General features: G+C 59.2%; 12 protein-coding genes. 7 read left to right on the top strand and 5 right to left on the bottom strand.

The window, feature by feature from the left end; all coding sequences use genetic code 11:
- Positions 1 to 94 precede the first annotated feature (94 nt).
- Positions 95 to 511: a response regulator gene (locus TBK1r_RS26385; protein WP_419580417.1), complete on the top strand. Its 417-nt coding sequence runs from the start codon at positions 95 to 97 to the stop codon at positions 509 to 511.
- A 37-nt stretch (positions 512 to 548) separates the two neighbouring features.
- On the opposite strand, the gene TBK1r_RS26380 is transcribed toward TBK1r_RS26385, so the two are convergent.
- Together TBK1r_RS26380 and TBK1r_RS26375 are read right to left on the bottom strand one after the other, a co-directional pair.
- Positions 549 to 2081 (bottom strand): hypothetical protein, encoded by a 1533-nt coding sequence (locus tag TBK1r_RS26380; RefSeq protein ID WP_145217747.1) that lies wholly within the window; start codon positions 2079 to 2081, stop codon positions 549 to 551.
- 510 nt (positions 2082 to 2591) lie between these two features.
- On the bottom strand, positions 2592 to 7301 hold the full coding sequence (locus tag TBK1r_RS26375) for a PVC-type heme-binding CxxCH protein (protein WP_419580416.1): 4710 nt from the start codon (positions 7299 to 7301) through the stop codon (positions 2592 to 2594).
- A gap of 586 nt (positions 7302 to 7887) precedes the next feature.
- Between TBK1r_RS26375 and TBK1r_RS26370 the strand changes: the two genes are divergently transcribed.
- Positions 7888 to 9378 (top strand): SLC13 family permease, encoded by a 1491-nt coding sequence (locus tag TBK1r_RS26370; protein ID WP_145217742.1) that lies wholly within the window; start codon positions 7888 to 7890, stop codon positions 9376 to 9378.
- 28 nt (positions 9379 to 9406) lie between these two features.
- Here the strand turns inward: TBK1r_RS26370 and TBK1r_RS26365 are convergent, their stop codons facing one another.
- Genes TBK1r_RS26365 through TBK1r_RS26355 form a run of 3 tightly spaced genes read right to left on the bottom strand, consistent with a single transcriptional unit; the run spans position 9407 to position 11846 of the window.
- Entirely contained in the window at positions 9407 to 10297 is an 891-nt protein-coding gene (locus TBK1r_RS26365; protein WP_145217740.1) for an alpha/beta hydrolase, read from the bottom strand.
- A gap of 7 nt (positions 10298 to 10304) precedes the next feature.
- Positions 10305 to 11285: a hypothetical protein gene (locus tag TBK1r_RS26360; RefSeq protein WP_145217738.1), complete on the bottom strand. Its 981-nt coding sequence runs from the start codon at positions 11283 to 11285 to the stop codon at positions 10305 to 10307.
- 3 nt (positions 11286 to 11288) lie between these two features.
- A complete protein-coding gene (locus TBK1r_RS26355) occupies positions 11289 to 11846 on the bottom strand; it encodes a hypothetical protein (RefSeq protein WP_145217736.1) in 558 nt (185 codons plus the stop codon).
- Between the two features lie 1093 nt (positions 11847 to 12939).
- Between TBK1r_RS26355 and TBK1r_RS26350 the strand changes: the two genes are divergently transcribed.
- From TBK1r_RS26350 to TBK1r_RS26330, 5 genes are all read left to right on the top strand, one after another.
- Complete coding sequence (locus TBK1r_RS26350; protein WP_419580415.1) at positions 12940 to 14892, top strand: DUF1549 and DUF1553 domain-containing protein; 1953 nt, start codon at positions 12940 to 12942, stop codon at positions 14890 to 14892.
- 31 nt (positions 14893 to 14923) lie between these two features.
- The gene (locus TBK1r_RS26345; protein ID WP_145217732.1) at positions 14924 to 16222 is read left to right on the top strand and encodes a DUF1501 domain-containing protein; all 1299 of its coding nucleotides are present in this window, start codon (positions 14924 to 14926) and stop codon (positions 16220 to 16222) included.
- A gap of 121 nt (positions 16223 to 16343) precedes the next feature.
- Entirely contained in the window at positions 16344 to 16661 is a 318-nt protein-coding gene (locus tag TBK1r_RS26340; RefSeq protein WP_419580414.1) for a WYL domain-containing protein, read from the top strand.
- 216 nt (positions 16662 to 16877) lie between these two features.
- Positions 16878 to 17615, top strand: a complete 738-nt coding sequence (gene mnmC2 / locus TBK1r_RS26335; RefSeq protein ID WP_145217730.1) for a tRNA (5-methylaminomethyl-2-thiouridine)(34)-methyltransferase MnmC2 — start codon at positions 16878 to 16880, stop codon at positions 17613 to 17615.
- Positions 17616 to 17674: 59 nt separating this feature from the next.
- Positions 17675 to 22234, top strand: a complete 4560-nt coding sequence (locus tag TBK1r_RS26330) for a PVC-type heme-binding CxxCH protein (protein WP_419580413.1) — start codon at positions 17675 to 17677, stop codon at positions 22232 to 22234.
- Positions 22235 to 22250 lie beyond the last annotated feature (16 nt).

Genomic DNA, 22250 nt, shown 5'->3' with positions numbered 1-22250 from the left:
GACGGGAACCACTTCCCCGCTGCCGTTTCAAAGCGGTCGCATTTATAGCGGTCACATTTATTCGGAACACATCGATCCGAGACAGGAGTTCGGGGTGGTAAATTCAGCTGAGCTGATGAATCGACACGGCGGTATCAAGTTACTGTGCATCGACGACGACGTCCTCGGGCTCAAGTCGCTGACGGTGCTGATGCAAACCCTTGGCTATCAAATTGATTGTGCCGAAAGCGCGGCCGAGGGTTTGGAAATGGTCCGCAACGGAGACTTCGACCTGGTCATCACGGATATGAATATGCCCGAGATGAACGGTCTGCTGCTGACTCAAGAAATCAAAAAGATCGTACCGGAAACGCCCGTCATCGTGATCACCGGAAGCATCGACATGGAGAGCCGTGAGCTGGCGTCGGGCGTCTGCCCGGACTGCGTGCTCGTCAAGCCACTCGATCTGCACGAATTCTCCGAGCAATTGAATCGCTTGCTGCAGGGTGAAACGATCCGCGAGTCCGAATAAGACCCTCGGTAGCAGTTGACGGCCCACCGGGCGCCCCCTACCCGACCGCGGATCGAATGCGATCGACCAGTCCGTTATCACGGTCACGGCTTCCGGGCAACAGATAGGTCGACGCGGCCAGATAGCTGTTGCGGAACTTCGGCGAGACTGCGTAGAAATCTTCCAGCACGGCTGAACTGAATTTGTAATCGTGGGAATCGTTGCCTTTGAGGAACACCAATTGGCGGGCGGTGTGAATCATTTGTTCGGCCTGGCCGCCGGTTGCCAGAAACGCCATCGCGCCGCGTGATGCTTCCTCACGATTGTCGTTGATCAGTTCAAAAATCTTGGTGACCGAGGTCGCCTGCTCGGGGGCTTCCAAGTCTTGCAACTGATCGATGGTTTTTGTTGCCACCTTCCCGCGCGACTGCATCGACGATCGGAAGTGGGGAATGAACGCGGCGTTCTGCAACAGCAGCCGCAGACGGGTCTTCGGATCGCGGGCCGTCCGATAGGCGTACTGCATCGCGTTGGTGGTCGTCGATGAATGCAGCGAAATGATGCCGGGTTGCTGCATCAGCATCTCACCGGCCGATAGGAACAACGCATCGGCGATCGATTGGGGATGGATGCCGGACTGAAGCAGTTTGGCTGTCTCGCGCACTGCCTGTTCGGGGGTGGCGTCACGCAAGGTTTGCAAGTGTGCCACGGTGACCGACGGATCCAGTTTGCCACTGTTCCATTGATCATCGAAGCCGTCGACGAATGAATCGGTCACCCGCCACGCCGCGTCGGGTGTCAAGTCGCTGGTCGACGGATTGGGCTCTCCGTGGTGATTCAACAGCGCGTAGGTCAGCGAACGCAACACGGGTTCGGCATACCGCCAGCCGATGCATTGCAAGGTGCGAAAGCTATTGGCCACAAAGATGGCTTTGTGCCCAATGCTGCGAAAGTCGCGGCATCCGTAATGGGCCATCAATTCAAACACTTCGTTCGCGCCGGCGGAACGGACCAGTCCCGCGACCGCGGCGTCGGCCGCATCGACATCCCAGTTGTCCATCGCATCGACAAACGCTTGACGTGCCTGGTGCGGTGCCGGGACGGACGATTCGTTCACCGCTGCCATCGTCCAATTGCCTTCCTGGACATCGCGGGCTTGGGACGATTTAAAGTAATCGAGCGCCCAGAAGATCGGCAACCAACGGTCTTGATCGGGCGATGCCAGGCTGGCCAGGTGCGCCGAGTTGACGACTAGCACGGCATGGAATTTAAAACCCACACTCGGCCTTGGTTCGACGTTGCGGACGCCGGCCAACAGCAACGCCGTGAGGACTTCTCGATAGGAAGTGCCGCTGCGGACTTTGTCGGCGAACACTTCCACGACCCGATTGCGCGGCGTCTCTTCGAGCAATCGCACCAAGGGTTCGATATCGTCGCTAAAACGGACGGCTTGTTGGCCAAGTGTCGCCTCGGCGGCGCTGACACGCGGCAAATGGTTGATGATGTCAAGCTCGCTCAACGCCAACGCGGCGGTTGCCCCGCCACACACGCCCAAAAAACTTCGCCGTGGGGTGCCTGCTGTTCGATTCATCGTCTTGCTCCGCAAATGCCTAGAACCTCAAAAAGAGTCCGCCAACCCATCATCGTAACCGATTCATTCACGCCGCTGTAATGGTATGAGAAGTGCGACAGGTAGCCCGGTAAAATTCCTGCTTGCGTTCCAGGTAGCCGGTAGTGGACGAGGCGACGAGTCCTTGGCTTCGTGTCACCTCGCGCTCCAGGTAGGCGGTAGTGGACGAGGCGACGAGTCCTTGGCAATATGCCGACTGCAGTGGACTCGTCGCCTCGTCCACTACGCGGAATATGCTGACGGCAGTGGACTCGTCGCCTCGTCCACTACGCGGAATATGCCGAGTGCAGTGGACTCGTCGCCTCGTCCACTACGCGGAATATGCCGAGTGCAGTGGACTCGTCGCCTCGTCCACTACGCGGAATATGCTGACTGCAATGGACTCGTCGCGTCGTCCACTATGCGGAATATGCCGACCGCAGTGGACTCGTCGCCTCGTCCACTACGCGGAATATGAGCGGGACGCGGATACTAATGCGTCAACGACAACAGGTACGCCAACAGATCTCTGGTTTGCCCTTCATCCAGCGTTTCATGAAAATTGGCGGGCATCGGAGAGGTCGCAACCGTTTTTTGCCTCACGATCTCGTCGACCGAAACGCTGATTTCCTTGCCGGTCTGATCGACGATCACCAGCTGTGTTCCGTCGGTCCGTTTGATCAACCCGCTGTAAACTTGCCCGTCCTCGGTCAACACCACGCTGGCGCGGAACGCGGCGTCGATGTTTCGATTGGGGGTCAGCACGTCTTCGATCAACCGGTCCAAACCGCGATTGCCGACGCCGTCCAGGTTCGGTCCGACCGCGACTCCCTTGCCCGCGACCTGATGGCACACGGCGCACTGTTTGGCGAACAACTGGCTGCCGGCGGTCGCGTCACCGCCGCCGACCAGATACGCGGCTTTACGAGTGTTCATCGCAGCGATCAAGGTCTGATCTTCGGTCGGCAAATCGTTTGTCAACTCGGAGATCCGCTGCGATTGTTCCGGTGTCGCCAGACTATCCAGTTTGCCGCGGACCGCCGGAGCGACCAGCAAACGGGGTGACGCCTGACCGGCTTCGACCAGCATCAACAGCGTTTCCACGCCGGCTTGATCCGACGAAAGCTTTCCGGCAATCTGTAATTGTTCCGCCGCGGTCGCCAGCTTGGTGACCTTGCCCAGCGTCTCGGCCACCGTGTCGTCTTTGGGGTTCAACAAAACGTTGGCGAGTTCGCCACGCACAGTTCGATGAATGCCGTTGATCGAGAGCGACTCGGCAATCGCGGATCGTTGCGACGTGGGGTCGAAGGCGACCAACGCGGCGGCGAATTCCGCTGCCAACGCACCGCTGGAATCCGGATCTGCGAGAATCTGTTTCGCCACGCCGGCGAGTTCGGCGATGCGAAACTCTCCGATCAACCGGGCCGCCTGAGTGAAACGTGCCGCTTCGTTGCTCGGGTTCAAACCTTCGACCGAAAAACGTCCGACGGCCATCCATGCGTAAGCCCCAGCCGTATCACCATCGACCAACTCGACGAACACCTCGCGTCCCGCTGCGTCAGCAGAGTTCCAAGTGATCTTTTGCGCGGTGTCGTTCCGTGGAGGACTCCAGCTTTGCAGTACCGCTTGAGTGGCGGCGTCCCGCACCCGCACCAGGTTCAATCGCTGAATCGGTTTGTCGGGGGACCCGTCGTGGCCGGCCAAATAGAACGAGAATTCCTCTGGCAACCGAAACGAGTCACTTCGATAGATCCCTGTTTTGGATTCCCCGGTCGGGAAGCTGCTGTGCAGTTTCGACGCTTGCTCGCCGTCGGCCGAATTGCGTTTGGTCGACAGCACCCAGGGGTTGCCATGGTCGGGGGTTGCGGGGTACGGGAAATAAGTCCAACCGATTTGCCGGGGGCGTTCGGGTAGCGCATCACCGTCGCCTGGAATGCCCAGGTACGACCGAGCCAATCGGGTTGCCCAAGCGACGACGACCGGTGGAGACACGATGCCGCGCTGGCGAAGTCCTGTCTGGATCGACCGCAGCAATTCCTGCTGGAAGTCAGGGTTGTCCGCGAAACGCGTTTGCGCCATTTGCGAGATGGTGCCCAGGTGTTCCGGCGATGCATAACGTGCGGCGAATGACAGGTAGGTCGAAAGCTGATCGGGGTCCGAGCCTTGCAGTTCGGTCACATGGGGCGCCAGGAACTCTCCGGCAAAGTCGGTTTTGATGCCCAGGCACAGATCGATCACAGCCTTCGTATCGCGGGGCGGTAGCGACGCCGTGAAGACGCGAAAGCGTTCGGCGTCACGTAAGTGGTCACGCAACGACATGCGAATCGCATGCCTCAAGTGTGGATCCGACGCCGGCGTTCGATGCAGCGTTTCCATCAGTTCCTTGGTCAACTGCAGCGAGGGGAACATTGCCGCGGCCAGCGCTGCACGACGGCGGACCAGTGCGTCGGAATCGTGAAGTCCGACGGCCAACCATTCCTGCAACGATTCGCCAGCGTTGTCATTGGCACCGATGATCTGCATCGCATGCGAACGCACCCGGGCGTTTTCGTCCTGCGCAGCGGCTTGGATTTCGCCATCGGTGATCGCTGCCAAACGGTGCAACACCCACAGCAAGTGAATCTTGGCGTCGGGGTTCTGGCAACGCGTCAGCGCTTGACGAACAGGTTCGATCGCTTCCGCACCGAACTGATCGACCAGTTGATCCGAAGCGATCGATCGCTGCGTCAGATTCGCCGATTCCAGTTGCTCGATCGCACGAGCAAGCGGGGAAATGTCTTCACGCTTGGGCGGATCCGATGAGGCGACGGCAGGCATATCGCGACGCGTCCCCGCATCATCGTCATAGACGATCCGCCAGATACGGCCTCGATGGCGATCACGTCCGGGGTGATCGAGTCCGACTTCGTAGTGGCCGATGATGCGGTTGTAAAAATCGGCAACATACAGGGCTCCATCGGGACCGGTCTGCAAATCAACCGGACGAAACCAGGGATCGCCGGAGATCATGAAATCGGATTCTTCGCGAGCCGAAACGGTTGATCCGGTATGGTGCATCGAATTGCGGTTGACCCGACTGGTCATCACGTTGCCGCCAAAAGCGTTGCCGTGGAAGACGGGCGGAAACGCATCGTCGTGATACAACGCGATCCCGCCGATGGCCGTGCTGCCGTGCAGATGGTCCATCACGTTGGGGACAAATCCGAGTCCGTCGTGGGGCTTGCCGAAACCCTCGTACACGCCGCCACGCATCAGCAAGGTGATGGGTTTGGTGTGGCAATCGGCGGTGAACAAATCGCCGTTCGGATCGATCGCCATCCCGAACGGATTGACCTGGCCGTCGGTAAAGTGCTCGATTCGCGAACCATCGGTTCGAATGCGAAAGGTGTTGCCCGAATGCATCGTGACGGTGTGGCCATCTTTGCCGGTCACCGAAGACTGGTTGTTGAATCCGTGACAGGCATACAGCCAACCGTCGAGTCCACGGGTGAATCCGTTGCACATGCCGTGCGTGTCACGCGAGTAGTCGAACGGGCCGTACAAGATTTCGCGTGTGTCGCACTTGTCATCGCCATCGGTGTCACGCAACCACCAGATGTTCGGGATGCTGTAACAAATCACTCCGTCACGATAGGGATACAACCCGATCGGGATATTCAGTCCGTCGGCGAAGGTGGTGATTTTGTCGGCGCGACCATCGGCATCGGTGTCTTCCAGGATCTTGATCGTGTCGCGTCCCTGGCCTTCGGCGGCGGGAAACGGGTACTCGACACTGCTGCTGACCCACAGCCGGCCTTTGGTGTCAAACGCCATGTTCATCGGTTTGGCAATCTCAGGTTCGGACGCGACGAGTTGGACTTTGAACCCCGCCGGCAGGACGAAGGCTTGTCGCTCCTGTTCCGGGGTCAGTGGCTGCGTCGTCCGGACCGCGTTTTTAAACTCGTCACTGCCGACCAGATGCGGCGCGGTTGTCGAGGGCGTCGGAGTCGGTTCGGTGGTGCCGCGATTGAGTAGCACGTAGGTGCCCAGTTTGTTGCCGACGATCACATCGACGTGACCATTGCGATCGATGTCCGCCGTTGTCAGCTGAGTCCCAACGCCGACGCGAACGTCAATCAGATGGGGATGAAAGTCGACGCCGTAATCGGACCGCACGGTTCGCAGCCAATACAGCACCGGCAATTCGCTGGCACCCGGGTCGTTCCCGCCATGCGCCCAGAATCGTTTGCCCGTCACGATGTCCAAGACGCCGTCGCCGTCGATGTCCGTCAAGGCTACCGCGTGCATCTGCGAGATCGCCAGACCGTACGGATTGTCGGACGGTTGGCGTCCCAGAATTTGGTGTTCGACGAACAGGAACTCGTCGCCGGAGCCGCGTCGTTCGAACCAACTCAATCCATAACCATGTGCGTTCTGGACGGACAGCACGTCGTTGTCGCCGTCGCCATCAAAGTCATAGGCGAACATTTGCGAACCGCCCGACGCGGCAAATTTCACCGGGTGAAACGTAAAGGGAGCGCCCGCCGTTTCGGTTTGTTGCCACCACCCATCTTTCTCTAACAGGTCGGGGCGTCCGTCGCCGTCCACATCGCCGACACCCAGGCCGTGCGTAAATCGCCCATAACCTCGGTTGTCGCTGACGGCGGTGAATTGCCACGGCTGCGTCGCGTCGGCGTTGTCCGGTTGGGCGTAACCGTAGCGACCCTGGTGAATGCAAACCAGTTCGTCGATTCCGTCGCCGTCGATGTCCGCCAACGTCGGCGACTCGTTGTCCACACTCGACAAGGCGACATGGCTGGCCCAAACAGAGGATGCGTTCGCGTCACCGGGGTTTTCGTACCAGACTCCGGCCGTCCCAGGCATCGGGACCGAGAAAATGTCGATGTGTCCGTCGCCGTTGAAATCGCGTGCGAAGGAAAAGAAGTGATCGGAGTAGCCTTTGATCGAATAGTCCTTGACCGCCGCATAAGCATGACGCGTGCGGAAGTCGGGGCCTTCGTACCAGTATGGCCCCGAAACAATGTCATGGTGCCCGTCACGATTGAAGTCTGCGGCGTCGGCACCCTCGCTGTGAAAGGATTCGCTGAGGACGAGTTTCTGGAATCGCGGCGTTGGCGTCTCGGCGGCAAGCGGGGGCGGCACCAAGGCGGCGACGAAGGAAACCAGTATCGTGAACGAGAGCAATTCGCAAGAACGTTTCATCGGGAGATCGGGCGGGGGCTGAATCGTGGGAGGGAGTGCAAAGGCAGGCGGGCTTATTGTCGAGTGGAAAACGGGGCAGGTACAAAAAACAATTGCCCAAAGGGTGTTTCGCATTTTAGGGACCTGACCCCTTTTCCGCGGCCGAACGCCTGGGAAGGGCTTACTAGGATAACCGATGTCGTGAGCGGTAGGATCGATTTCGCCCACGTTCTCCGGTGCCGCTCAGGAACGCACTGCCCCTCAGGCTCCCCCAAGGACTGCGCAAGATTGTCTCATTCCTTCCCGCATCGGGCGCCTGCCTTCGAGTCCCATCATTCTGCCCCGAATCATTCTGCCATCCCTCCCCAGATTCCCAGCGACTCAATCGGGGAATGGTAGGAAGATTTTGGAGGTAGGAAGATTGGCTCAACGGAATTGCTTGCCGACGGCCAATGCTTGCCGATGGTCAATCGCGTGATTGTATTTCCGGTCCTGGTCCAACGAGTGTGTCATGACTGCCGTGATCTGATAAAGTGTCCGGCCCGTCCAATCACACGCCCCCGTCAATTTGCGGCCGTCGCGTTCACCGGCGAGACAACTACACTCCATGATCTTTTCAGCCAAGCTTGTCGGACGAATCGCCGGGCCCGTTCTGTTCTTTCTGATTCTGCTGTTCTTTCATCCGCAGGGGTTGAGTCCGGAAGCCAACGCGGTGCTCGCCGCGACGACCTGGATCGCCGTCTGGTGGGTGACCGAAGCGATCCCGATTGCCGCGACGGCGCTGCTGCCGATCGTGCTGTTCTCGCTGACCGGGGCGGTGGAGTTGCAGGCGACCACGTCGCAGTACGGCCACCGGTACATCTTTCTTTACATCGGCGGATTCCTGATCGCGATTGCGATCGAAAAGTGGGATCTGCATCGGCGGATCGCGCTCAATATCATCAAGCTGATCGGGACGAACATTACCAGCATCATTTTGGGGTTCATGGTCGCCACGGCGGGGCTGTCGATGTGGATTTCCAACACCGCGACCTCGGTGATGATGTTGCCGATCGGAATGGCGATCGTCGCCCAGTTGCGTGACAATCCACAAACCGACGCCAGCGAAAACCAGATCTTTGGCAAGGCATTGATGTTGGCGATCGCGTACAGCGCTTCGATCGGTGGCATCGCGACCCTGATCGGAACGCCGCCCAATCTGGTGTTGGCCGGTGTGGTGCAAGAAGTCTACGGGGTGGAAATCAGCTTTCTGCAGTGGTTCAAGTTTGGACTGCCGATCTCCCTGATCTTGCTCGCGCTCTGCTGGGTCTATCTGACGCGTTTCGCCTTTCACTTCCGCCACAAAACGTTTCCCGGCGGGCGTCAGGAGATTCAAAAGCAACTCGACGCGTTGAAGTCGTTTTCGCTCGAAGAAAAACTTCTGCTCACCGTGTTTTCGCTCACCGCGTTTGCGTGGATCAGCCGTTCGTTTGTTCAAAACCAGCTAGGGCTTTTTCCGCTGCTTGATGACACGATCATCGCCATGACCGGCGGGCTGTGTCTGTTTTTGATTCCCAGTGGCAAGGTGGACGCCGATGGAAAACGAGAACCGCTGCTGGTGTGGGAAGACACCAAACAGTTGCCCTGGGGGATCGTCTTGCTGTTTGGCGGTGGGATGGCGCTCGCCGAAGGGTTCACGTCGAGCGGCTTGGCGGTTTGGATCGGTTCGCAAACGACGTTGTTGCAGTCGGTGTCGATGCTGTTGCTGGTGCTGATCCTGGTCGCGTCGGTCAACTTTCTGACCGAAATCACATCGAACCTGGCGACGACGTCGATGTTGTTGCCGATCCTGGCGTCGATGGCGGTTGCAATGAACGTGCACCCGTTTCTATTGATGGTCGGTGCGACCGTTGCCGCGTCGTGTGCGTTCATGCTGCCGGTCGCAACGCCGCCCAACGCGGTCGTGTTCGGATCGGGATACCTGAGGATTCCCGACATGGTGCGCGCGGGAATTTGGATGAACGTGATTTCGATCCTGCTGTTGACGGCCTTCGTCTACTGGATCTTGCCGGTGGTCTGGGGCATCGAGATCGGTCAGTTCCCCGACAAGTGGCGTTGAACGCGCATGGCGAACGCGCGGCCGCGTCTCATTCGGCACTGTCCGCCGAAAGCTGTGCGCGGAACCAGTCTCTGAGTCGTTTTCGTTCCGGGACGTCGTACAGCACCCAGGTGTCCGTATGATCCCAGCCCTGCAACGGTTGGAAGGTGAAGTTGCCGTGGGGCATCGCCTTCGCCAAGTAATTGCGTGTGGCATCGACCGAGTTTTCATGGCTAATGAATTGCGGTCGATCACCCAGTCGACTCAACCGCTCCGCCGCTGAAGCTCGATCGCTGCCGGGATACGGCCATTGTTTGACGCCATCGTAGTGGCTGTGGCAGAAGAAGCCTCGCCACAGTGACGCGATTTGATCGTCATGCAGGCCGATGAAGTTGCAGGCGATCGCTCCGCGTGAAAAACCGGCGATGAAAACGTGGTCCGGGTCGCCGCCGTAGTCATCACAGACGCTCGCGACGATGTCCTTGCAGTAATCGACGGTCGCGTTGACATCGCCCCACCAGGTTTCCTGATTCCGCATCTCTGTCTTGTTGACGTACGGCATGCAGACCCAGATGGCACCCTTGCCGCCGGAGATGCCGTATCCGAGGTTGCTGCCTTCGACCGTTCCGGGGCTGGTTCGGTACTTGTTGCCGGCGTATTCAACGATCACCGGATAGGACTGACCCGGTTTCCAATCCGTCGGCAGATACAGCAGGTGGTAGACGTTCGAGCCCGCATAGTCCGGATGAACTTGTTTGACGCGTTTTCCTGCAGCCGGCATTCCATCGCTGACCGCGGGCGTCTGCAGGTCTCTCACATGACTGACGGTTTGAGCGCAACACGGCTGCACCCCAAGTCCCCAGAGAGCCACCACACAGAAAAAGGTGTCCGTCACCTTTTTGGCAAACGGCGCAGGTTTGGTGGAATGGGAGGAGGGCATTGCGTTGTTATCGAACCAGGCCTCGGTAGGGCATTGGGCCGGCGGGTTCGGATTGGTAGGTGGCGGGGACTTGATAGTGGGTCGGTGCGACCATGGCGGCATTGCCCGGTGACAGGGTTGTCAGATCGATCGCGTTGGCGGCGCCTTGTGGCATCACGAACAAGTTCGGATCGCCGCTTAAGATTTGATTGACCGCATAGATGCCCACGTCAATCCGCATCGACAAGGGTTCTCCCGCTCGGGGCGTCAGTGAAAACTCAACGGTGTGCGGCAGCGAGCAATTGTGGTCGACATAGAACTGATGATTCGAGGCGTGGCTTTCGGCGATCGGTGGGCCTCCCGCGGGGGCGTACAGAAATTGATCGGTGACATGACCCGCGGCGGCGTCGATGTAGCAAACACGTTGGAACGTTCCGGCGGGCATCGGCAAGACGGTCCGAATCTCCAGCTTTCCGTCGGGACGCACGACCGGCCCGGCGACGACTTGATTGGGATCGATCTGTACCAGCCCGAGCGCGTCGGTCACCCAGGTCGGATCGACCGGCAACACGGCACGATCGAGTTGCTGGCGGTATTGATCATGTCGGGCGAAGTACAACAACCGCCCCATCCCCTCCGGGACTTCGAACCAGAACAGGGAGTTGTTGCTGCCCATGTCCAATCCGGACCCCATCACGATCGGCAGACTCGCCTTGAGACGGAAGTCGCGTTCTTTGCGCAGGTTGATCGTCGCCGACAGTTTCGGCAGCGCGGGCATACTGAGCACATCGACCGACGCGGTGTTGGTCGACAGTTCTCGGATTGCCGAAGTGCGATTGACGGCCGCGGTGACGAGTTCCAAAGTCGGCGTTTGCGGCAGCACCGGTGGCGGGGGTGGCAATTGCAGCGTCGCATCGCGTCGGGCACACGTCGCCCCGCCGGAGACGAAACAGACGCCGAGCATCAGCAGCCAAGTCAGTGCACGCATCCTTGCGTCAATGAATCTCATCGATCATTCCTGTTGAATTTCGCTCGCTTCGCAATACAACAACTCGCTTAGCGATTCACTCAGCGATTCCGCTTCGCTCTTGGCAATCTGGCACTCCGCCACGTCGATCGTCGAACCGTCATCGACGACTTCGAAATGCATCATCTGGGGGCCGGGCGTTTCCGAATTCGGCGTTTCCGAATTCGGCGTGCCGGGATCGTTTGCGGCGAGCGGCGGTCCGGTGATGACGCGGACGAATCGTCGACGAAGCAGAATCAACGCCAACAGGTACCGCGTCTTCGCCTGTTCGGGCATGTCTTCCATCTGACGCAACAAGCCGATCAGCACGGCGCGCGGCGCGAGCACCAGTTTTTTCTCTCCGGCGATCGGCATCCGGCACTTCCAATGCCCCAGGCTGCCTTCCGGGGGGCCTTCCCAGCCCTCGGCGCTGTAATCGCGGCGCTCGTAATCCTCGTCGTCGTTCTGCAGCACGACGCTGTAGTACCACTCGCCTTCTTTCAGCGGTCGCTTTTCGCGGTAGCACTGGCGGCTACATCGGCCAACTTTGATTTCACCCAACATGTCACCGGTTGTAGCACAGCGGGGGGAGCGGTCGAAAGACGCGTTTCCCGTCCAGTGTAGCCAGGAACGGGTTTTCTTCGCTGCTCGGGTCGCGACTCTGGTCGGCAACGCTGTGAAGCATTTATTCCCTGCGTTTGACGAGGTGTTAGCGGCAGGGCGCAAGCCCTCCGGTCCCTCATCGTTCCCGAAACACCGGAGGGCTCGCGCCCTACCGCTAAAAAATGCTTCACAGCGTTGCCAGATCGGCGAAGTGAACACTGCGATTGACCGTTCGACCCCCCTCGCTTCGCTCGACCCCATACGCATCAAGTTAAGAGGTAACCCTCCCGTGTGGAGGTCGTGCAGTTTTTAAGTCGTGGATCACAAGGGGTTTTCGTCACTCTGCCCCTGGGCATTGGTATCGACACATCTTTTGCATGTCAGATCTGTTCTGAGTGGATGGCTTCGGCCAACGGCCGTTTACATCCATAGCCTTGGGCATCGCCCAAGGTCCTCAAACGAGAACGAGAGGGATTGGCCAACGGCCATATACAAATGCCTCGCACAAACGCGAAGGTTGTGCATGGCCGTTGGCCAAATCTAACCTCATTGCGATGCGGTTCCTGGGGCGGCGCAACCCTCGCAAATGCTCGGTTTGCTTGCCCCAGGCTATGGATATGCATGCCCTTTGGGCAAAAAGCGACTTGTGTAGATACGAATGCCCCCTGGGAGGGTCGAGCGTAGCGAGGGGACGGTTTCCGCGGCTCCGCACCCACCGGTGCCAAAGCACCCTCCCCGCGTCGTCGCAAACTCCTCCGCGACCCTCCCAAAGAGAGGGTGACTTCACCTCAATGGCGAACCGACGGCTGAACCTGGTGCGTCTGCCCCTCGCTTCGCTCGACCGTCCTGCCAGGAGGTTGAATCGTGAAAACCGCACGACCTCCTCACGCGAGCAGCCGGCACCCCCTGGCCGGATGGCTTACGCGAATCCGTTGGGGATTCGCCATGTCTTGAGCTAAAATGGGGTACAAATCGTCCCTTTGACCCGTTCAAGGGTGACGGATTTCTCTTCAAAACACGGCTAGGTCTGGCGTTCATGCATTCGCGATTCTTGATGTCTTCCTCAGTGATTCGACGGCCGATTTCGTTGCTGGTTCTGATCGTTGTGGTTTCAAGCCTCTGGCCGCTGATGGCAACGGCGCAGAAACCGAAACCCAAAGCGAAACCGGCCCCCCCAAAGATCCGGCTTCCCGAAAGTGTCCGCCAGCGACCGTCGCATTTGATGGACGTCGCGCCGGCGTCACGTGAGCGACGGACGGAACTGGAACTGGCCGCGGCGGAACTGGACTCGCTGATCGAAGGAAAACTGACCGAGTTGGGACAGTCTCCCAATTCCTATGTCGAAGACGATGTTTTCCTGCGGCGGATCTACTTGGACGTCGCGGGGCGAATTCCGACGTTCGCCGAAGCGCAGTCCTTTCTGGATTCCAGCGACCCCGACAAACGCATCGAGCTGATCGACACGTTGCTCAGCAGCCCCGACTACGTCAGCCACACGTATAACTTTTGGGCCGACACCCTTCGGCTGAGAGAACGTCCGCAGCCGAACATCGTTGCCGAGCCGTTTCTGGCGTACGTCAAGGACGCGATCCGCACGAACAAGCCGTATGACGAGTGGGTCTATGAGATGCTAACGGCCGACGGCAAGGTCTGGGAAAATCCCGCGACCGGTTATCAGCTGCGTGACGACGGCATGCCCTTGCCGTACATCGACAACACCGTACGGGTCTTTTTGGGCACCCAAATCGGTTGTGCCCAGTGTCATGATCATCCGTTCGACCAGTGGACGCAGTACGAATTTTACGAACTGGCGGCGTTGACGGCCGGAACGCGAACTCGCATCAAGAAGGGTGATCCGGGTTACGAGAAAACGAACCCCGCCAACGCGATGATCAATGAAGCTCGGAAGCACTATGACAAGGGGCGTGTGCCCGGCGCGTTCCAACGCATGATCCGTGCGAATACCTACAGCGTTTCGGAATTCAAGGCGACGCTACGACTGCCCCACGACTATGCCTACGCCGATGCCAAGCCGAAAGCGGTCATTGAGCCGGCTGTTTTGTGGGGCGAGATTCCTTCCAAAGCAAAAAACGCTTCGCCACGCCACCAGTTCGCCGCCTGGTTGACCAGCCCGGACAATCAACGATTTCAAAACATGATCGTCAACCGCCTGTGGCAACGCTTCTTGGGCGTCGGGTTCGTCGAACCGATCGACGATTTTCGTGACGAACATCCCTGCGTCAACGAACCGGCGATGGAATTCTTGGGCAAGGAACTGGTGCGATCGGGCTTTGACCTGAAGGACCTGATTCGGATCATCCTTTACTCCCGCACCTACCAAAGCGCTGCCTCAGACTACGACTTGACCAGCGGCGAGCCTTACTACTTTCCCGGACCGACGATTCGCCGCATGACGGCCGAGCAGGTTTGGGATTCGATGTTGACCTTGGCGGTCCGCAATCCGATGCCGTTTCAACGTCCCGGAGCCGAAGAACTGAAACCGTACCTGGACGTCGATTTCACGAGCCTGACGTTTGAGCAAGCTAAAGCCCAATCGGAGCGGTTTGCGAAGACGTATTTTCTGTCGGCGTACAACCGTGAACTGAACAAGCACGCCTACCAGGGCAACATTCTGTGTCGGGCCAGCGAGTTGCCGGCGCCGCAACGCGCCGACCATTTTTTGCGTCAGTTCGGTCAAAGTGATCGAGAAACGATTGACGGGGCGGAGAAAGAAGCGACGGTGCCCCAGATTCTGGCCATGTTCAACGGCCCCATCACCCACGTGATGCTCGAACGCGGCTCGGCGATCGTCGACGACGTCTTGGCGATCGATAGCACGCGCGACCGCATCGATGCGATTTTCATGAGCGTTTTGGCGCGACGGCCGTCATCGAAAGACCGACTGCTGGCCGCCAAAGAATTGTCGCGGACGCCCAACGACAACGTCGGCTATGGCAACATCATTTGGGCGTTACTCAACACCCGTGAATTCTTGTTCGTTCAATAACCTGTCACCTGTCTGTAATAAAGCGATCGATATGCCTCTTCCAGAAACGACCAACGAGTGCCGCCGGGACTTCATGCGCAAGGTGGCCAATCAGTGCCTCGGCGTCTCGTTCGGCGGCGCCGTCGGATCCGGCGCGATGGCGTCGCTCGGCGAAGCCAAGGCGGCCGACACCGCAACGGGAAAAGCAAAGCACATCATTTATCTGTTCATGGAAGGTGCGATGACGCACCTGGACACGTTCGATCCGAAGACGGGTGTCCCCGAAGCCGGCGAAACCAAGCCGAGTCAGACCCGCGTTCCCGGCATCGCCTACGGTGATCGCTTTCCCAAACTCGCGTACCTGGCCGGCGCGATTGCCGTCGTTCGATCGCTGAGCACCGAAACGGGGGCTCACGAGAAAGGCCAGTACTTGATGCGGACGAGCTACAAAAAAATCAACAGCATCCAGCACCCGGCGATGGGCGGTTGGATGGTGGCCGAACAGGGACGACTCAATCGTGAGCTGCCGGGCAACTACGTGATCGGAGGGGCCAATCGGCATCCCGGCGCGGGATTCTTGGAACCGTCGCTCTCACCGGTCCCCGTCGCCAGCCCTAACGCGGGCATTCAAAACATCAAACTGCCCAAGTACCTGCCGGACGAATTGTTCGCCAGACGGTTGATGCTGGCCGAACGGTTCGACACCAATTTCCAAACGTCGCATCGCGGCAACACGAGAATCGAAGCCTACAACCAGCTGTACCATGAAGCCCGTAATCTGATGGGCAGCGAGCACTTGAAAGTGTTCGATATCAAGGAAGAACCCCAAGCCGTTCGCGATGCCTATGGGAACAACACGCTGGGGCAAGGCTGTCTGCTGGCGCGACGATTGGTCCAAGGCGGTGCACGGTTCGTCGAAGTCTCCTACGGGGGCTGGGACATGCACCAGGACATCTATTCGCGGCTGAATGATCGAGCCGGACACTTGGACACCGCGCTGGGGATCCTGCTGAAAGACTTGCACCGCACCGGATTGCTGGACGAAACCCTGGTCGTGCTGACGACCGAGTTCGGACGCAAACCGTCGATCAACGTCAACGGCGGGCGTGATCACCACCCCGGCGCGTTTTGTTCGCTGTTGATGGGGGCCGGCATCAAGGGCGGCCAGGTTTACGGGGCGAGCGACAAAAAGGGATTCTCGGTCGACAAGGACCACGTTTCGGTCAGCGATTTCAACAAGACGATCGCTGCGGCGGCCGGTTTACCGCTGCAGAAAGAGCAATTCGCACCCAACGGACGCCCCTTCAAGATCGGCGGCAACGGCGATCCGATCGCCGCGTTACTAGCGTGACCGAATGTGTCCGGCGCCCCCTGATACTTCTTTCGCAAGCAGACAACTGCCCGCGACGGACGATTCGGCCGACCCAAAATGCCGTGTCCGGTTTGCATACCAACCTTCAGGGGGACAAGCCATGAAAAACGTATTACGACGCGCCATGTTCGATTCGGAAACTTTTGTCATCGAAATGGTCTATTCCGATTCCAAAGGAAACCGCACCCGACGAATCGTCAGCCCGATTCGATTCGTCGGGACCGATCGCTTCTTAGCGCTGTGTCTGTGCCGCGAAGAACCTCGTCAGTTCTACTTGTCGCGGTGCGAAGATGTGCGGCTGATCCCGGCCGCCGAAGTCATCATGCCGATGCCGATGCAGACGATCGAACCGGCTACGCCCGTTCCCGCGGTTCCCGCCACCAGCGTTTGCAACGCCGGCGTGGCCTGTCTGGCTTAGGGCTCTGACATTCTTAATGTTGGGGGTTGCGTTGGTCGAGCGGAAAAGGGGGCAGGTACCAAAAACCAAATGGCCCAAAGGGTGCTTCGCATTTTTGGTACCTGACCCCTTTTCCGCGGCCCACAAACTATCCGTGGGTTCGCGCTGCCATCCGTGGGCCCAATAATGGTTTCATCGTCCCGCAAGTGACAGCCTGACCCTCAGCCTCCTCCGCGCATGCCGATTCCCGTCCGCGAAACCTTTCCCAGCGACCGCGAGGACTTGATCGTCCAGGTGACCGATGACGGCAGCTTGACGCTGGTGCGTGCCGGCAGCGACGACGCTTTTCACAGCGGGTGCGGCGCGGCGTCGGAAACCCGGCACGTCTACTTGCGCAACAGCGGTGTGGCGGAGCGACTGGGCGGTCAACAGCCGACGCGGGTGCTGGAGATCGGCCTGGGAACTTCGATGGCGATGTTGATGACGCTCGACGCCGCCGTCGTCCAAGACGCGGTGCTGGATTATGTCGCCATCGAAACGGACTGGATCGGCGCGGCGACACTGCAATACCTGAAGCCTCACGATTGGACCTCCCGGCCCGGCCTCGTGGATGCCTATTTGGACTTTCGCCGCTCGCTTCCAGACGAGGTGCCGCCGGGAACATACCGTTGGCGACTCGATGCACGTCGAAACGTGACGATCGAAGTTGCGGATGTTCGCCAATGGAGTCATGAATCCGAACGCCCGTTTGATGCGATCTACTACGATCCGTTTTGCTGCGAGAGCGCACCGGAACTTTGGACGTGCGATTGTTTTCGATCAATGCGTCGGGTCATCCGTGACACCGGCAAACTGACCACCTACAGTTGCAGCCGCCCCGTTCGAGACGCTTTGGAGCAGGCCGGATGGCAGGTCCAACGTGTTCCCGGGCCGGTGGGCGGAAAACGCGAAGTCATCATCGCGTCGCCGGTCTAGCTGCTAAACTCTCTGCGTGTTGCTTGGTCCACACCATTGCCAGAGAACGGTCCTTCACGATGCCACGCCCGCGACTGCGAAACCTGCCCGTCATCCTGTTGTTCGTCTTAGCACTCTCGCCGCTGCGGTCGGTCGCGGGTGATCGCCCGAACGTCGTGCTGATCATGACCGACAATCACGGCGCATGGACACTTGGCTGTTACGGCAATCGCGACATCCGCACGCCGAACATTGACCGTCTGGCATCCGAAGGCACGTTGTTCACCCGCGCGTTCGCGTCCAACCCTGTTTGCTCGCCGACGCGTGCAACGTTCTTGACCGGGTTGTTGCCCTCGCAACACGGCGTGCATTGCTTTCTCGGCGGCGGGCGTTTGCAAGTCGGTCCCGATGCACGTTGCACGCTCGATCAAGTGACCTCGCTGCCAGAGGTCTTGCGCGATTCGGGCTATGCCTGCGGATTGGTCGGCAAGTGGCACCTCGGTGACAACCTGCGTCCCCAAGAAGGTTTCGACGACTATTGGATCACCATGCCCCACGGCGGCACGAGTACGTTTTACGATGCGCAAATCATCGAAGACGGAAAGATCCGCAAGGAGCCCGAATACCTGACCGATTTCTGGACCAAGCACGCGGTTGGTTTCATCGAGTCACAGACACAGCAAGACGATCCGTTCTTTCTGTTCCTCTCTTACAACGGTCCGTATTCACTGAGCCGATTGCTGCTTCGCGAAGGCCGCAATCGTCACGCGGAATATTATGCCGACAAGGACTTGCTGTCGTTCCCACGCGAGCCGACGCATCCTTGGCAATTCAGCAACCGTGACTACCACAACAACCCGGTTTCCATCCGGCGTGTCGCGACGGAAGTCAGTGGCATCGACGACGGCGTCGGTACGGTCATGGAAACGCTGAAACGCTGTGGAATCGATGACAACACCATCGTGGTCTTTGTCGCCGACCAAGGTTGGGTCGGTGGCCAGGGCGGCTTTTTCGGAATGGGCGACCACACGCGGCCCGTCACCGCCCGCGACGGCACGATGCGGATCCCCATGATCTGGCGTCATCCGGGCGGGATTCGATCCAATGCCAAAACCGATCGGATGGTCACCAACTATGACTTCATGCCGACGTTGTTGAAGTATTTGAATTTGGCGGACAAAATGCCGTCCAGTCCGCCATCGCCCGGCAACGATTTCAGCGCAGAACTGACCGGCGCGTCGGACGGGACGGGGTCTGAAAAACCGGTCTTCTACGAGTTCGAAGGTCTGCGTTGCATCCGCACCGAACGTTGGAAGTACATTCACCGTCATCCCAACGGCCCCCACGAACTCTACGACTTGGAATCGGATCCCGATGAGTTCTATAATCTGGTCGACGACACGACGCATCGTGCAACAGCCGCCGAATTAAAAAGTCAGCTCGATGCGTTCTACGATCGTCACGCCGTCGAACGATACGACATGTGGAACGGCGGCGGTTCGCAAACGAGACTCTTCGTCGGAATCGATGAAGAACTCGCGCAGTCCGAACCGGTTCCGCCACCGCCACGACCGACGGCGTTTCAACTGGCGGAGATCCAAGTGCCCGAAGGCTTTTCGGCGGAACTCGTCGCCGGGCCTCCGTTGGTCACGCATCCCACGATGGGATGTCTGGACGACCGAGGGCGACTGTTCATTTGCAACAACGCCGGGGTGAACCTGAGTGCGGAAGAGCTGGAGGAACAATTGCCCAATGCCATCCGCATGCTTGAAGACAGCGATGGCGACGGACACTTTGATCGGTCGACGGTGTTCGCCGACAAAATGACGTACCCGATGGGAGGCGTCTGGCACGATGGAGCGTTGTACGTCGCCTCGCCGCCCAACATTTGGCGACTGGAAGACACCGACGATGATGGCGTCGCCGATCTCCGCGAAAAGATCGTGACGAAATTCGGCTACACCGGGAACGCCGCCAGCATCCATGGATGCTTCTTCGGACCCGACGGGCGTTTGTATTGGTGCGACGGTTATCACGGCCACGAATTCAAAGACGAAGACGGCAACATCACCAGCAAACGCGATGGTTCGTATTTGTTCTCGTGTCGCACCGATGGATCAGATGTTCGCATTCACTGTGGCGGCGGCATGGACAACCCGGTCGAAGTCGACTTTACCGAGGAAGGCGAAATGATCGGGAGCGTCAATATTCTCTACAACCGCCCACGCGTCGACGCACTGGTGCATTGGCTTTATGGCGGTGCCTATCCCCACCGAGAGCGTGTGTTGGAGGAATTGAAAGTCACCGGCGATTTACTCGGTCCGATCCATCGTTTCGGTCACGTCGCCGTCTCGGGGATCACCCGATACCGCAGCGGCGTCATTGATCATCGATGGCGTGATCAGTTCCTCGCCACGTTTTTCAATTCCGGCAAAGTGGTTCGCGTGCAACTGCAACGTAGCGGATCGACATTCGAAGCAACTCAGCAGGAATTGCTGGCGGGGACAAGTGACGATTTCCATCCCACCGATGTGATCGAAGACGCCGATGGCAGCTTGCTGGTCGTCGACACCGGCGGATGGTTTTATCGCGGTTGCCCGACATCTCAAATGTCGAAACCCGATGTCCTGGGAGGTATCTACCGCGTTCGTCGCGATGGCATGACGACGCAAGTCGATCCCTGGGGCAAGCGGATCAAGTGGGAGTCCTTGTCGGACACCGCTTTGATCCGGCATCTCAATGACACCCGGCACCGGGTGCGAGAGCGGGCGATCAGCGAATGTGCGCGGCGCGGCGAGCGGGTCGTGCCGGCATTGGCGAGATCGATGAAGAGCGACATCCGGGTCCGCCAAAACGCGCTCTGGGCGTTGACGCGAATCGTCGGTGACGATGGTTCGCTGAGTGCCGCACGGGCGGCGATTCGCATTGCATTGGACGATCGTGACCCGAGCGTCCGTCAAATCGCCTGCCGATCGATCGCCACCTACCCCGACGCCGACGCGGTTGCTGAATTGATCCAGCGACTGGCCAGCGATGTGCCGCCGGTACGCCGTGAAGCTGCCACAGCACTCGGCCGCATCGGGCATGCCGATGCCGCGGACGCATTGATCACCGCGTTGGCTGAAGGTCGTCAACTGGATCGATCACTCGAACACGCCATCACCTACGCACTGATCGAAATCAATGATCTCGACGCCTTGCAGAGCGGATTGAGTCATGCTTCACCGCGCGTGCGGCGTGTGTGTTTGGTGGTGCTCAATCAAACCGATGGCGTTGTGGTCCCGTCTGACACGGCAGCCGAGATGCTTGATACCGACGACACAGATTTGCAACGGACAGCGGCCGCCATCCTGTCCCAACGGGCGCGGGCGGCAACACTCGACGAGCATCCAAACGCGGGACTGGCCGCGACCGCAACGCTTGTTGCTGAACGTATCCGTCACTGGTTGGCAGAGCCGGATGCGGCGTCGTCCCGCTCGTCGCTGATCATCGAACTCGCGTCCGCTTTCGCGGTGACCGAACCGGTGGCCGAAGAGATGGGGCGGAGACTCAGCGATTCGGAGCCCCTCCAATCTCGCGAGTTGCTGTTGACTGCGATCGCCCGAAGCGACGATCCGAGTCTTCATCCGAGTTGGAAGGAACCGTTGACCCGTGCGTTGCAATCCGATCAGACGGAGGTCGCACGCCTTGCCATCGCTGCTGTGGCAGCCATCCAGACTGACGCTTTTGATGAGACGTTGGTTGCGATCAGCCGTGACGAAACGCAATCGGGGATCAAACGGGTCAGCGCCTTGGCGGCGGTGGAAAACAACGCGGCATCCTTGAGCGGCGATCGGCTGGCAATTCTATTGGAATTGCTCAGCGGCGGTGCGCCCACCGAAGCGAGCCAGGTGGCGCAGATGATCTCCACGTCTCGGCTTAGCCCGGATCAGTTGCAGACGCTGGCCCCCTACCTGTCGAGCGCCGGCCCGGCCGCACTGCGTGACCTGATCCGACCCTACGGCCGCGCGCTCCAAGTCGACGTCGCCGAAGCCTTCTTGGAGGCGCTCGAGACGGCACGCAGCTTCGATCGTCTGCCCGCCACCGAGGTCTCCGACGTGATCAAGCGATTCCCCGCCGAATTATTGCCTCGCGCAAACGCATTGCTCGATCGGCTGGAATCGCTTGACGATCAACGGATACAGAAACTGGATCGATTGATTCCGCTGGTGCGAGACGCCGATCCGGAGCGTGGTCGAGCGGTGTTCGCTTCGGAAAAATCGAAGTGTGCCACGTGCCATCGCGTCGGAGCGGTTGGCGGGACGATTGGTCCCGATCTGACAACGATTGGAGTCAACCGGTCGGTGCATGATCTGATGGAGTCGATCGTTTTTCCGTCGGCAAGCATCGTGCGGCAATATGAATCGCACACGGTTTTGACCGATTCGGGTCAGGTCTATTCCGGCGTGATCACTCGCGAGACACGCGATTCGATTCATCTGCAACAGCAAACCGGAGATCCGATCGTGATCGGACGCGACACCATCGACGAACTTTCACCGAGCACGGTTTCGATCATGCCCCAAGGTCTGGAAACAACGCTCAGCGAACAAGAACTCGCCGACCTGGTGGCTTGGTTGAGGGATCTGGGAAAGTTGTAACGAGCTGACCTCTTTT

It is taken from the genome of Stieleria magnilauensis (genome assembly GCA_007753675.1).
GTDB lineage: Bacteria > Planctomycetota > Planctomycetia > Pirellulales > Pirellulaceae > Stieleria > Stieleria magnilauensis.
The sequence above is the reverse complement of the archived record's forward strand: the minus strand, read 5'-3'. Positions and strand labels throughout refer to the sequence as shown.

Excerpts from the sequence above, each read along its gene's own strand:
- TBK1r_RS26330 (WP_419580413.1), top strand. The coding sequence starts at position 17,675 with ATGCCACGCCCGCGACTGCGAAACCTGCCCGTCATCCTGTTGTTCGTC.
- mnmC2 (WP_145217730.1), top strand. The coding sequence starts at position 16,878 with ATGCCGATTCCCGTCCGCGAAACCTTTCCCAGCGACCGCGAGGACTTG.
- TBK1r_RS26345 (WP_145217732.1), top strand. The coding sequence starts at position 14,924 with ATGCCTCTTCCAGAAACGACCAACGAGTGCCGCCGGGACTTCATGCGC.
- TBK1r_RS26375 (WP_419580416.1), bottom strand. The coding sequence starts at position 7,301 with ATGAAACGTTCTTGCGAATTGCTCTCGTTCACGATACTGGTTTCCTTC.
- TBK1r_RS26355 (WP_145217736.1), bottom strand. The coding sequence starts at position 11,846 with ATGTTGGGTGAAATCAAAGTTGGCCGATGTAGCCGCCAGTGCTACCGC.
- TBK1r_RS26350 (WP_419580415.1), top strand. The coding sequence starts at position 12,940 with ATGTCTTCCTCAGTGATTCGACGGCCGATTTCGTTGCTGGTTCTGATC.
- TBK1r_RS26360 (WP_145217738.1), bottom strand. The coding sequence starts at position 11,285 with ATGAGATTCATTGACGCAAGGATGCGTGCACTGACTTGGCTGCTGATG.
- TBK1r_RS26365 (WP_145217740.1), bottom strand. The coding sequence starts at position 10,297 with ATGCCCTCCTCCCATTCCACCAAACCTGCGCCGTTTGCCAAAAAGGTG.
- TBK1r_RS26380 (WP_145217747.1), bottom strand. The coding sequence starts at position 2,081 with ATGAATCGAACAGCAGGCACCCCACGGCGAAGTTTTTTGGGCGTGTGT.
- TBK1r_RS26370 (WP_145217742.1), top strand. The coding sequence starts at position 7,888 with ATGATCTTTTCAGCCAAGCTTGTCGGACGAATCGCCGGGCCCGTTCTG.
- TBK1r_RS26340 (WP_419580414.1), top strand. The coding sequence starts at position 16,344 with ATGAAAAACGTATTACGACGCGCCATGTTCGATTCGGAAACTTTTGTC.